15 protein-coding genes are annotated in these 12,003 nt (G+C 60.9%); 9 read left to right on the plus strand and 6 right to left on the minus strand.

Annotated elements, in window-relative coordinates; translation table 11 throughout:
- Together P7F60_RS29675 and P7F60_RS29680 are read right to left on the minus strand one after the other, a co-directional pair.
- Positions 1 to 758: TrkA C-terminal domain-containing protein (locus P7F60_RS29675; protein WP_277921113.1), on the minus strand; the 758-nt coding region annotated here is incomplete at its 3' end.
- 161 nt (positions 759 to 919) lie between these two features.
- Positions 920 to 1,600, minus strand: coding sequence for a permease (locus P7F60_RS29680; RefSeq protein WP_277921114.1), 681 nt, complete (start codon positions 1,598 to 1,600; stop codon positions 920 to 922).
- Between the two features lie 209 nt (positions 1,601 to 1,809).
- Here P7F60_RS29680 and P7F60_RS29685 point away from each other — a divergent pair, with 209 nt between their 5' ends.
- The 5 genes from P7F60_RS29685 to P7F60_RS29705 are packed head-to-tail and all read left to right on the plus strand — an operon-like array spanning position 1,810 to position 4,693.
- Positions 1,810 to 2,187 carry a hypothetical protein gene (locus tag P7F60_RS29685; RefSeq protein ID WP_277921115.1) on the plus strand — a complete coding sequence of 126 codons (378 nt, stop codon included), beginning with the start codon at positions 1,810 to 1,812 and terminating at the stop codon, positions 2,185 to 2,187.
- Between the two features lie 55 nt (positions 2,188 to 2,242).
- Positions 2,243 to 2,602, plus strand: coding sequence for a hypothetical protein (locus tag P7F60_RS29690; protein ID WP_277921116.1), 360 nt, complete (start codon positions 2,243 to 2,245; stop codon positions 2,600 to 2,602).
- A gap of 56 nt (positions 2,603 to 2,658) precedes the next feature.
- The gene (locus tag P7F60_RS29695; RefSeq protein WP_277921117.1) at positions 2,659 to 3,168 is read left to right on the plus strand and encodes a hypothetical protein; all 510 of its coding nucleotides are present in this window, start codon (positions 2,659 to 2,661) and stop codon (positions 3,166 to 3,168) included.
- Positions 3,138 to 4,277, plus strand: a complete 1,140-nt coding sequence (locus P7F60_RS29700; RefSeq protein ID WP_277921136.1) for a GGDEF domain-containing phosphodiesterase — start codon at positions 3,138 to 3,140, stop codon at positions 4,275 to 4,277. The genes P7F60_RS29695 and P7F60_RS29700 overlap by 31 nt, the downstream gene beginning before the upstream one ends.
- Positions 4,274 to 4,693 (plus strand): BLUF domain-containing protein, encoded by a 420-nt coding sequence (locus tag P7F60_RS29705; RefSeq protein ID WP_277921118.1) that lies wholly within the window; start codon positions 4,274 to 4,276, stop codon positions 4,691 to 4,693. Before P7F60_RS29700 ends, P7F60_RS29705 begins: the two co-directional genes overlap by 4 nt.
- A 152-nt stretch (positions 4,694 to 4,845) precedes the next feature.
- Here the strand turns inward: P7F60_RS29705 and P7F60_RS29710 are convergent, their stop codons facing one another.
- The 3 genes from P7F60_RS29710 to P7F60_RS29720 form a co-directional block, all read right to left on the minus strand.
- Complete coding sequence (locus P7F60_RS29710) at positions 4,846 to 5,121, minus strand: hypothetical protein (protein WP_277921119.1); 276 nt, start codon at positions 5,119 to 5,121, stop codon at positions 4,846 to 4,848.
- Positions 5,122 to 5,226: 105 nt separating this feature from the next.
- On the minus strand, positions 5,227 to 5,442 hold the full coding sequence (locus tag P7F60_RS29715; protein WP_277921120.1) for a DUF3072 domain-containing protein: 216 nt from the start codon (positions 5,440 to 5,442) through the stop codon (positions 5,227 to 5,229).
- A 173-nt stretch (positions 5,443 to 5,615) separates the two neighbouring features.
- The gene (locus P7F60_RS29720; RefSeq protein ID WP_277921121.1) at positions 5,616 to 6,401 is read right to left on the minus strand and encodes a DeoR/GlpR family DNA-binding transcription regulator; all 786 of its coding nucleotides are present in this window, start codon (positions 6,399 to 6,401) and stop codon (positions 5,616 to 5,618) included.
- A gap of 193 nt (positions 6,402 to 6,594) precedes the next feature.
- On the opposite strand from P7F60_RS29720, the gene P7F60_RS29725 reads away from it, so the two are divergent.
- The 4 genes from P7F60_RS29725 to P7F60_RS29740 are packed head-to-tail and all read left to right on the plus strand — an operon-like array spanning position 6,595 to position 11,158.
- Positions 6,595 to 7,395 (plus strand): inositol monophosphatase family protein, encoded by an 801-nt coding sequence (locus P7F60_RS29725; RefSeq protein ID WP_277921122.1) that lies wholly within the window; start codon positions 6,595 to 6,597, stop codon positions 7,393 to 7,395.
- A 21-nt stretch (positions 7,396 to 7,416) separates the two neighbouring features.
- The gene (locus P7F60_RS29730) at positions 7,417 to 8,493 is read left to right on the plus strand and encodes an ABC transporter ATP-binding protein (protein ID WP_277921123.1); all 1,077 of its coding nucleotides are present in this window, start codon (positions 7,417 to 7,419) and stop codon (positions 8,491 to 8,493) included.
- A complete protein-coding gene (locus P7F60_RS29735) occupies positions 8,490 to 10,136 on the plus strand; it encodes an iron ABC transporter permease (protein ID WP_277921124.1) in 1,647 nt (548 codons plus the stop codon). The genes P7F60_RS29730 and P7F60_RS29735 overlap by 4 nt, the downstream gene beginning before the upstream one ends.
- A gap of 35 nt (positions 10,137 to 10,171) precedes the next feature.
- Entirely contained in the window at positions 10,172 to 11,158 is a 987-nt protein-coding gene (locus P7F60_RS29740; protein WP_277921125.1) for an extracellular solute-binding protein, read from the plus strand.
- A gap of 86 nt (positions 11,159 to 11,244) precedes the next feature.
- Here the strand turns inward: P7F60_RS29740 and P7F60_RS29745 are convergent.
- A partial coding sequence (locus tag P7F60_RS29745; protein WP_277921126.1) for an iron transporter occupies positions 11,245 to 12,003 on the minus strand: 759 nt, incomplete at its 5' end.

A 12,003-nucleotide genomic window follows, 5' to 3' on the forward strand; every position in this document is an offset into this window, starting at 1 on the left:
TCCACGGTTAAACCAACCTGAATTCCGGATACGTTCTTAAAAGTCGGACAGATTCTCCACTTTCGTGTCGTGACGCCGGTCGGCATGTTGCCCATCGTCATATGACGACCGCGATACCAGCCGAAGACGAGGCCTGCCATCAGTGCGCCTCCTCCTGATCCCAAGGTCAGCGGGATTGAGCCGAGACGAACGACGGCGAGGCCCACCAGCAATCCAACCGCAACGCCCAATCCGTGGAAGACAAAATCTGTCTTGTCACTGGGAATAATGGGAGGACCAACACGCGACGCGAGGCGCTGCAGGTCTTCTTGCACGCCGTGCACCGTGACGATATCGCCGGCCTTGATGACGGTGTCATTGGTGATGTCCAGCTTCGTGCCGCCTCGCGTGACGGCGAGCACGTAAATGCCATGGCGCAGGTCCTTGCTGACATCAAGAATCTGCGCGACCGACCGATCCGCGAACTCCGCACCGCGAACGACGATGTCACGCGTGGTCACGACAAGTTCCAGACCCTCAGCGCCGACCACCTCAGCGCCAAGACGTTCTTCCAGGCCGACGATACCTGATCGGCGTCCGACGATCAGGACGAGATCGTCGGATTGAAGTATTGTAGCGGCTTCCACACCGATTAGCTTGCCGCGCCGCTTGATACGCTCGATCGTGGCGGTACCGCTTGTCGCGAGCGCTTCCGCTTCGCTCACGGTTTTGCCTGCCGCCGCATTGATCCGATATACGCGCCCCACGAGATCAGGCAACGCGGGTGCCTCTCCAACACCGTACACATGCGCGCCGGCGAATATTCTTTATAATTAGCGAATGTTACAATTGAAAATTTGTGCCTCACGACGCGACCGGCGGCCCAGATATGTGGAGCTGCGTTAACGCGGATCTGTTTTTGCCTCGCAATGGAGGGTCTTCAGGCCGTCGCCGATGCGATGCTCTTGGAATCGAGCGCAACCAAAAGTGCAACGATCGACGCAAGCACGGTGGCGAACAGAAACACGCCGGCGAAGATGACACATGCTTTGATGGCGCCGATGTGGAGATCTTGAATGGACCAGCGAACCTGCGCCTGTGCATACCATAAGGTGGCCAAAACTATCACAGTCAGGCCCGCATACGAGCCTGCCCCTTCGGGCATACTGAGCAAATCTATGCTAAGCACAAGTGTGAAGGCGAACGGCGCTGCAACATAACATTGACTGAAAAACGGCTTGCGCAGCGAGTTCCGGGTGATCCGGATTGACTTCGACCGCAGCAGCATCACTGCCATGCAGAGCGGGTAGATCCCGAAAATGATGGCTCGCGCCATCAAAAGATTGGACCCTGAACCAAGTTCCCTGGCGCCCTCAGAAGGGTCGTAGATCGAGGGGATGAGACCGGAGAGCCCCTGAGATAGCAACAGGGTGATCAGAAGGAACAAGGGTGGGCTCAGGCTGTCCTCGTATTGATCCTGCTGCCTGTCCGCGAGTTCTATGTCCGCGTAACGCATCATGATGAGCGGTTTGACGACGGACCGCAACATCGTCAGCGGATAGAACAATAGCCAGGACACCACCTCGTACAGCAGTTCCTCAAGTGACTTCAGCAACTTCATGAAATCCAATGACTACCCCCGTCGCCGCCATGATGAGGTGTATCTATTACCAGTGATCACAATCGACGTCACCGTGACCACACCACGCGTTGTGTCGCGGGGTAATTTTTCAACCAATCCTGCTTTTCGATGGTACCCATGACGGTTATGGTGCGCGGTAGATGTCAATTTTGAGCGGAGCTTGGGCGACGATGATACTTAGGAGCTTAATGCTTGCTGCTGCCCTGTTGAACGCGTGCCCATCACTGGCGGACGAGGTGAGACGCGAGGTCGTCCATTTCGCGCCGGGATCGTCAAGTTCCACTGTAAAGTCCTCGGTGGAGGGCTATCAGACCGTTCAGTACTCGCTCTCCGTGAATGCTGGGCAGAAGATGAGCGTTCAGCTCGATTCCAGGAATGCGAGTGTGTACTTTAACGTCACCGCGCCGGGAGCCGCTTCGGCGATGTACAACAGCTCCATCAGTGGAAATGGTACGAGTTTTACGATCCCGTCGAGCGGAGCCTACATCATCGATGTGTATCTCATGAGGAATGCAGCTCGCCGTAACGAGAAAGCCGACTACAATCTGACTTTATACGTCGAATAGTAGCTGGCCTGGTCGAGGAATGTTCCGTGGTCCCGCGATTGGAACTATGAGATCGTTGCACGACGATTTTCCGTTCTATGACGGCAGGCCCGTCAATATCGAAGCAAAGGGCTGGCTCGTCATTCTGGTGTCGGTGATCGGTGCCTTTATGATCCTGACCCTGACACCTCGGTTCAGTTTTCCATCTGATCTTTTACCCGCGATGCTTTTTGTCGCGATCCCCCTCCTGATCGCGCGGGGTCGTTGGCTGTCGACGCGCTCTGGATCGACCGAGGCGGAGCTGCCGACAGCAAAGACGATGGCCGCATCGACTTCCGCAAGATCGTCCGCCATCGCGGGCAAGGCCTGCGCGCCGAAGAGGCAGAGCGCAGTGGCCGGGCAAATGCCGGTTTCGCGCAGTCGATCGCGTGTTTAACCCATTGTTGTTGCCATAGCCGTATGATCCGCCGACATCCGAGCGAGGTACGCGACATGAAGAAGAGCGGCAGTGCCTCGGCAGCCGAATTGACTGCGAGTCTTTCACGCACCAGTGTCCTGACCGTCGACCATGCGGGTCTTATCACCGCATACAATGCTGCAGCCAGCAAAAGCCTTATGGCGCCGGGCGCCGTAGGCGGTTCCTTCGTCGACAAGCTTGCCGAGTCGACGAAGTTCGGCCTGATATCGAACACGACGGTCCTGAAGATCATGGCCGGTCTCGAAGCGGGATCGTGCACCTTCAGGGCCGAAGACGGCCGTACCTTCCTGATGGGAAGCTACGCTCTCGATGATGGAAGGCGCGTCGAATGGATCGATGTATCGGACGCGGTCATCGCCACCGGTAACCACGATGCCAGCACTGGTCTGTTAACCCGACAGGGTTTCTCACCGCCGTCGGTGCTTTTCGAAAATGCAACCCCGTCGGCACGATCGTCCATCTTGATCTGGATAACTTCAAGGAGGTCAACGATCTGTTCGGACATGCAACCGGGGATCATCTGATCCGGCGCTTTGCCGACAGAATTTCCGCGCAAATCGATGGCGCGAAGACACATCTCGCACATGGGGCGGGTGGCGAGTTCTTCTTCGTCGTTGCAGGGCAAGACGTCGACCCGGCCAGCTCCGCCCTTCTCGACGTTTTAGGGCGCCCTCACCTCGTCGATGGCAAAATGATCTATTCGACTGTGAGTGCAGGCCTTGCCCCCTTCACGGAAGACAGCGATGCCGAAAGCGTTCTCGGCAATGCCGGGCTGGCGCTGAAGAGAGCGAAAACCGAAGGCGGCGGCCGCGCTTCGACGTTCACCGTCGAAATGCGGCAGGCTATGCAGCGCAAGCGCATGCTGGAAGTCGAACTGCGCAAGGCATTGGCCTTGCGGGAATTTTCGCTCGTCTACCAGCCGCAATTCCGGATCGCCGACCGCTGTCTGGTCGGTTTCGAGTCGTTGCTGCGCTGGAACCATCACGCCTATGGAGGAGTGTCGCCCGCCGAGTTCATTCCGCTGGCGGAGGAACTCGGGCTGATCCTGCCGATCGGAGAATGGGCGCTCCGTACGGCGTGCAGAAAGGCGGTCGCCTGGCCGTCGGACCTGTCGATCTCGGTGAACGTCTCTCCCTTGCAGTTTCGCAGTCCGACCTTCGTTTCCACCGTCACCGCCGCCCTGCAAAGCTCCGGCCTGGCGCCGCATAGGCTCGATCTCGAGATAACCGAAGGCGCCATCCTGGCAAACAGCGCTGCGATCATGGAAACGTTCAGCCAGTTGAGGGCGCTCGGCGTGCGGTTCTCGATGGACGATTTCGGAACAGGATACTCGTCCTTGAGTTATCTGCAGAAATTCCCCTTCGACAAGATCAAGATCGATCAGTCCTTCGTTCGCAATCTGTCCGCCGGCGGGGACAGCCTGGCGATCATTCGCGCGATTTGCGCCCTCGGCAAAGCGCTGGGGCTGACCACGATCGCCGAAGGGGTCGAAACGGAGGATCAGTTGCGGCGCATCGAGATGAAGGGCTGCCAGCAGGTACAGGGATATTTGACAGGTCGGCCGCTCGCGCCCGCCCTCGCCGACGAGCTCGCCGCCGCAACCGCTCCGCCTGAACGGAAAGCTGCGCCATGACCGACTTCCGACTTGTCTATTTCAGCGAGAACCGCATTCAGGCCGGCATGCTGAACACCGAGATCGAGACCTTGCTTGAGGCAAGCCGCAGAAACAACGCGCTTGTCGTCATTTCCGGGGCGCTGATGTTCAACGACGGATATTTTGCGCAGGTGCTGGAAGGCTCCCAGGCCGCGATCGAGAGTACGTTTGAACGAATCCAGCGCGACCACCGGCATGGAAACGTCCATATGCTCGAATTCGCGCCCGCGTCGACGCGCAGCTTCCAAACCTGGTCCATGGCCTTCATCGGTCACCCCGACAGGATGTCGGCCGAGGTTTCGACGATTGCGGCCCGAAGCGGTTTCGATCCCAGGAACCTCGACGGCGATCATCTGTTCAACCGGTTGAAAGATTTGCTGCACGAGCGGGAATAACAAGCCCCGGCAGGCAGGATTGCGATTGTGGACGTCCGCGCAAGCGCATGGCAATCGGATGCGCCTGCCATGCGCATCGCTTGGTGAATCCGAACGTTCAAAACGAAATCGCCGCCTCGGGGCGGCGAGAACGGGATGGAGGGGCTCTTCCGTTACCGGGCGGCCCCGGCCGTCTCCAGCCGCTGCGCCAGCAGCGCCGGATTGACCAGAACGGCGCTCGACGCCAGCGCGATCGACAGGCCCAGCTTCATCTGAAAAAGAAACAACTGATCGAACAACGCGGTGTGCGGCTCGAAAGCCGCGGGCGATGCAATCCGCGCGAATGGCGGCGCTGCGGCGTCCGTCACCTGCCGGTCTTCTGCGGTGTTAACCGGTTCGATGCCGGGAATGCCTGTGGGGATCGGTTCTCCGAGCTTCAGCTCTGACATGGTCGCGTCCTTTCGCGGTTGACGATCCGAAAGTGCTGCGACGCACAAAAGTTCCATTTCAACATTGCGATGCCGGTTGTTCGACCTGCAGCGCCGTCCCGATCGTCATTCGAGGCCGAGCGATTGCTTGAGCTCGTCGATGCGTTTCGATGCCTCCGCCTTCGTCAGGTCTTCGGAATAGACGTCGGGTTGATGCGCCTGCTCCGACAGCGTTTTCAGATATGAGCGCTGCGCGCCGGTCATCGGCTCGTCGCCGCTGACCCAGTCGTCCGGGTCCTTCTGCGTGTTGGAAGACGGATCGGTTTTCGGGTTGTCACTCATGGCGGTCTCCTGAATTCGTTCTCCAAACGTTCGCAGCGACCCGATGGTTCCAAACATCGCGTACCGTTGCCTCGACCCTTGCAGGGATCGCGCGAGAGCGCTTTCGGGATCCTCGACCGGCATCGGCCAAAAGCTGAATGTGGAACAGGCTCCTTCGAAGCCTTTCCTTTTCCCTAGCTGGCAATGACGACATTCGGCAGCGTGGTGCGCAGCGCGTCGAAGATTGGATGCTCGCTGGCCTTCGCGTCGGTGATCAGCGTGTCGATATCGGCGGGCGGACAGAAGACAGAGCGCGCCGGGGCGCCGATCTTCGAATGGTCCGCGAGAATCATCGTCTGCGATGCATTCTGCACCATGGCGCGGGCGATCTCGGCGCCGGAGAGATGGTAATCGGAGGCGCCGCGCGTCGGATCGACGCCCCAGGGCACGACGATGGCCACATCCGCCTGGTAACGGTGGATATCGTTGATCGTCACCGGACCGGACATTTCCATCGGATCCTGCCGGAATTCACCGCCGAGGATGATGACCCGGAAGCGCCGCGACGGCTCGCCTGCGGGATCGGTGAGATTGCGGGCGACGTCGATGGAATTGGTGATGATCGTCAGGTCGGTCAGACCGTTCGGCCCGGCCAGCGTCTCCGACATGACCGATGTCGTCGATCCCGCATCCATAAACAGGGTCATGCCGCTTTGCAGGAACTGCAGCGCGGTTGCGGCAATCGCCCGCTTTTCCTGCAGGCGCTGGGTGTGGCGCACCTGGAAGCTGGAATTCTCGCGGATGATCGGAACCGCCCCGCCGCGCACCCGGCGCAGCTCGCCCGCCTGCTCCATCTCCATCAGGTCGCGGCGGATGGTTTCGCGCGAAACGCCGAAATTCTCGACGATGCGGTCGATGGAAACCTGTCCGAAGGCCGTCAAATGCTCGCGGATCTTCTGCTGTCGTTCTTCCTGCCACATCGCCTGCTCCATCGGTCCCACACGCCATAGCAAATTGCAGAGAATGCCACAATTGACATTATATTTGCCCCATCATGCCACAAATCTGCATTTTTGCCACAAACACAAATTGACACATTTAACTTGTAATGCCACATTCCCGCCCGATGAAAGGCAATAAAGCGGCGCACACGCGCCTTTGACGGGGATATCGATGACATCTGACAGTTCGGTGCAGGCGCACCATGTCGAATTCGCGATCACGCTTGCCGATACGGCGCGAGGCATGATCGAGCAGAACAAGCGCGACCAACTCGGCGTCTCGGTCAAGCCCGACCGCAGCCTTGTGACGGCGATGGATATGGCCATCGAAAAGGAATTGCGGGCGATGATCAACGCCCGTTTCCCCGATCACGGCATCATTGGCGAGGAGCAGGACTGGGAGCGGCCGGAGGCGGAATTCGTCTGGGTGCTCGATCCCATCGACGGCACCGCCTCCTTCATCGCCGGGATGCCGGTCTATGGCACGCTGATCGCGCTCGCCCATCGCGGCGTGCCGGTCCTCGGCATCATCGACATTCCGCCGGTCGATGCCCGCTGGCTCGGCGTCGAGGGCCGCCCGACGCTGAAGAACGGCGCGCCCTGCCGGGTGAAATCCTGCGATGACCTGTCGCGCGCCATGATGTCTACCAGCAACCCGGATTTCTATTCCGAGGAAGAGCGCCCCGCCCTCGACCTGCTGCGCCGCCAAACCAACTGGCGCATCTATGGCGCGGCCGCCCTCGCCTACGGCCTGCTGACCGACGGCGGCACCGACATTGCGCTCGACACCGGCCTGAAAGTCTACGATTACGCGCCGTTCCGCCCGGTCATCGAGGGTGCCGGCGGCATCATCACCGATTGGCAGGGCAACCCGATCACGCTGAAAACCGGCCCGCGCATTCTGGCGGCAGGGGACGCGGGACAACACCGCGCCGTCGTCCAGATGCTGAACGGCCTGAACATTCCCGCCTGAGAAGACCGGAGGAGAAAAACAATGGGGATCGATATCAAGAATCTGTCCGTCAACTACGGAGGAATGGACGTCATTTCCGACCTGAGCCTGACGATACCGGAAGGCTGCTTCTTCACGCTGCTCGGCCCCTCGGGCTGCGGCAAGACGACCCTGCTGCGCACCATCGCCGGCTTCGTCCAGGCGTCGAAGGGAAATCTCTATTTCCAGTCGAACGACGTGACCCGGCTGCCGCCGCATCGGCGCAATATCGGCATGGTGTTCCAGGATTACGCCCTGTTTCCCGACAAGACCGTCGCCGAAAACGTCGCCTATGGCCTGCGCGCCCGCGGCGAATCCGGTGATGCGATGATGAAGAAGGTCCGCCACGAGCTGGAGCATGTCGGCCTCGGCCATGTGATGGACCGGCACCCGGCGGCCCTTTCCGGCGGCCAGCGCCAGCGCGTGGCGCTCGCCCGCGCCATGGTCATCAAGCCGCAGGTTCTGCTGATGGACGAGCCGCTGTCGAACCTCGACGCGAAGCTGCGCATCCAGATCCGCGAGACGATCGCGGACCTGCAGCGCGAGGCCAACATCACCACCGTCTTCGTCACCCACGACCAGGAAGAAGCCCTCTCCATGTCCGACCAGATCGGCGTGATGAACAAGGGCAAGGTCGAGCAGCTCGGCACGCCGAAGGAAATCTATTCGACGCCGCGCACCGCCTATGTCGCCGATTTCGTCGGCGCGGCCAACCGCATCGACGTCAGGATTTCCGATGCCAATGCCGACGGCACCGCCCGCATCCAGCTCGGCGGCGCCTCGATCCTGGCGCGCAACACCCTGCCAGCGACGACCCGCGACGGCATCCTCATCATGCGCCCGGAGGATCTGCGGCTCAGCGCCAATGCTTCCGCCGACGCCCAGGCCCAAGGTCAGGCCTTGCCGGGGACCGTGGTCAAGCGGCAATATCTCGGCGGCAAGACCAGCTACAAGCTGGCGCTCGCCGACGAGACGGTGATCAGCGTCGAATCCCATGGCGACAACCATGACGGTTTCGACATCGGCACGAAGGTCATGGCGACCATCGACCCCTCCAAGGCCGTGGTGATCGCGTCATGACCAGGGCATTCGATCTGCGCACCCCTTGGCCGTGGCTGTCGCTTGCGGCACTCGTGGTCCTCATCACTTTCATCCTCTATCCGCTGGTCAATATCCTGACCGCCAGCTTCGGCGTCGGCGACGTGGAAAACGGCTGGAGCCGGCTGCTCACCGATCCGCGCGGCCTCTCGGCCATCGTCAACACGCTGATCCTGGCGGCCATCGTCACCTGCACCTGCGTGCTCATCGGCGTGCCGCTGGCCTATGTGACGGCGCGCTATCGTTTCTTCGGCAAGTCGATCATCGCCCTGCTGCCGCTGATCACGCTGGTCATCCCGGAAGTGATCTCGGCCCAGACCTGGCTGATGGCGCTCGGCAATAACGGCCTGATCACCCGCTTCTTCCGCGATTTCGGCATTCATCTGCCGAGTTTCTACGGCTGGTTCGGCCTGATCACGGTGATGACCTTCGTCTATTACACCTATGTGTATATCGGCACGGTCGCCTCGATCAGCGGTTTCGACGTGCATCTGGAAGAGGCTGCCCAGAGCCTCGGCACCTCGCCGGCCCGCTCGCGCATCAAGGTCATGCTGCCGGTCATCCTGCCCTCGATCCTCGCCAGCGCCCTCTTGGTCTTCACCATGGTCGTCGGCAATTTCGCAATTTCGATGATCCTGTCGAACCAGTTGCCGCTGCTGTCGGTCGTCACCTACCAGGCGGCGGTCTCGGAAGGCGGGGCGGCCCCGGTCATGCAGAGCACCTTCGCCACCGTCTCCGTGGTGATGGTGATGCTGATCCTGTTCGTCAATCGCTGGATCGTGTCGCGCGGCCGCTTCGAGATCGCCCAGGGACGCGGCGCCAAGCCGCAGCCGATCACCGGCTGGAAGGGCGCTGCCATCGGGCTTGCCGCAAGCTTCATCGTCATCGTCTCGCTGGTGCCGCTCGCCGTCATCGCGGTCGGCGCCTTCACGGTGTCACGCGGGCCGGTCATGCAATGGGGCAACTGGACGCTCGCCAACATGGAACGCGTCTTCGTGACCGCGCCGCAGCCGCTGGTGAATTCGCTCATCTATGCCGGCGCGGCCACGCTGATCGGCGTCGCCTTCAGCGCCGTCGTCAGCTATCTCATCATCAAGAAGCGCAATGCGGTCACGCCCTGGCTCGACTACATCTCCTCGGTGCCGCTGGCGCTGTCCGGCACGGTCCTCGGCATCGGCCTCGTCGTATCGTTCAACGCCGGCTGGCTGCCGCTGACCGGCACCGCGACGATCATGGTGCTGGCATTGCTGGTCCGCCGCCTGCCCTTCGGCATGCGCAGCGCCCAGGCGACGCTCTACAACATCCCGAACTCCATCGAGGAAGCCTCGATCAGCCTCGGCTCGCCGCCGTTCAGAACCTTCTTCAAGGTGGTGCTGCCGATGATGGGGCCGGCAATCGCCTCTGCCGCGATCCTGACTTGGACGACCAGCGTCTCGGAACTCAGCGCCTCGATCCTCGTCTATTCCGGCGGCCGGGAAACCCTGACCATCCAGGTCTTCCGCCTGATCGGCAGCAACCTGATGGCTTATGCCTCCGCCTACGGGCTGGTGCTGATCGCCGTCATCCTCATCCCGATCGTCGTCGCCACCAAGGTCTTCAAGGTCGACGTGTTCGCGTCGAAGTAAGCCGCAATCGTCATACAAAACAGAGAGGAACGAACATGAACATGAAAACCCTGATTTCCGCCGTCATGCTGGCCGGCCTTGCCGGCACCGCCTCGGCCGAGGAAAAGACCGTGACGCTCTACTCGTCCAACCCCGAGCAGGCGATCGAAGCCGTGGCCGGCGCGGTCAAGGACAAGGCCTCCGACATCAAGCTCAACTCGATCACCGGCGGCAGCGGCGTGCTGCTGCGCCGCCTGGAGGCGGAAGCCGCCAACGTCCAGGGCGATATCTTCTGGAGCTCCAGCTTCAACACGGTCGGCGCCTTCGAAGGCGTGTTCCAGGCCTATGAATCCCCGGAACTGGCGTCGATCCCCGAGAAGCTGCGTTATCCCGGCAACCTGTTCACGCCGTCGAACGTGCATGTCGTGGTGCTGATGGTCAACGAAAACCAGCTCGGCGACCTGCCGAAGCCGAAGACCTGGACCGACCTGCTCGATCCCAAATGGAAGGGCAAGATCGTCGTTGCCGATCCAGCCAACAGCTCCACCGGCTACACCGTGCTCTGGGGCGTGCATAAGATGCTGGGCGACGAGAAGCTGAAGCAGCTCGCCGCCAATGTCGCCGTCAGTTCGTCTTCCTCGGCCGTGCAGAACGGCGTCGCCATGGGCGAATATGCTGTCGGCCTCGCCTTCGAAGCCAATGCCTATCCCTATGTCGACGGCGGCCAGGAAGAGATCAAGCTCATCTATCCCGAGGACGGCACCTTCATCACCGCCGACTTCGCCGGTCTGGTCAAGGGTGCGCCCGGCGGCGACGCCGCCAAGAAGGCCTTCGATATCCTGATATCCAAGGAAACCCAGACGGAGCTTTTGAAGACCTCCTTCCGCCGCCCGAGCCGCGGCGATATCGAGGTCTCCAAGATCGTCAAGCTGCCGGAAATGTCGGCGATCAAGGTCTTCGACATCGACGAGAAGGAAGCCGCCACCCAGCGGAACGCCTTCCTCGACACCTGGCGCTCCTTCGCCGCCGCCGGCGCGAAGTGATCGCACCGACTTTCTGACACGCTCCAATCCATCACCGGGGGTTGGCCTGCTTTCACGGCAGGCCAACCCTTTTGCGTTGCGGCGCCTTACTCCTTCCCCGTCTTGATCATGACAGCATCAAAGGTAACGTCGATGGTCTTCGCATAACGTTTGCCGTTGACCTTGTCGTGTCGCATGAAGGTCGGCGGCTTGATCGTGACCTGCAGCCTGTATTCGCCGTCGCCGGGCACCTTGATATTGCGGCCATAGTGATAGAGGCCGGGATGCCAGAGGAACGGGACCTCGAACGGCCCCACCGCCCTGCCCTCCTTTGGCGTCAAGGTGGCCGTGATCTCCAGATACGGAATGAAGCGCCCGTCGCCGGCGTCGCTGACGGAAATCTCGAGGTGGCAGTTTTCTTCTTCGGGCTCGGTCCATTCCAGCTCGCCCTCGCCGTGCAGCATGTACATGCCTTCGGCGCGCTCTTGCGCGAAAGCGACAATGTAGTCGCCGGCGTGCTTTTCACCGCCCGCATCCGCGACCTTATAGGCCATGTATTCGAGCGAGGCGCGATAGGCCGCGCCCTCTTTTTTCGCCATGGCGATCTGGTGGCGATCGGCCTCGTCGCTGGGCTTTTCCGGGGGAATTCTGGTCATCTCACCTGTCCGGGCTGGTTGGAGATGGCAGGCAAACGTTCCGCATGGCCATGAAGTTCCGGTTTGCTGCCGCCGCATAGGTGCGGAAAGCATAACAAGCTGAAATAATTGCGAAATTCGTCTCTTTTGACGGCAGTCAACCTTTCGGCGCAGTCTGCCGCCGATCGCCCCTACCCAACCTTGAGCGATTGCGCATCCCTGCCCTTCAGC

Source organism: Rhizobium sp. YJ-22, assembly GCF_029601685.1.
In the GTDB taxonomy this organism is placed as follows: Bacteria; Pseudomonadota; Alphaproteobacteria; order Rhizobiales; family Rhizobiaceae; genus Metarhizobium.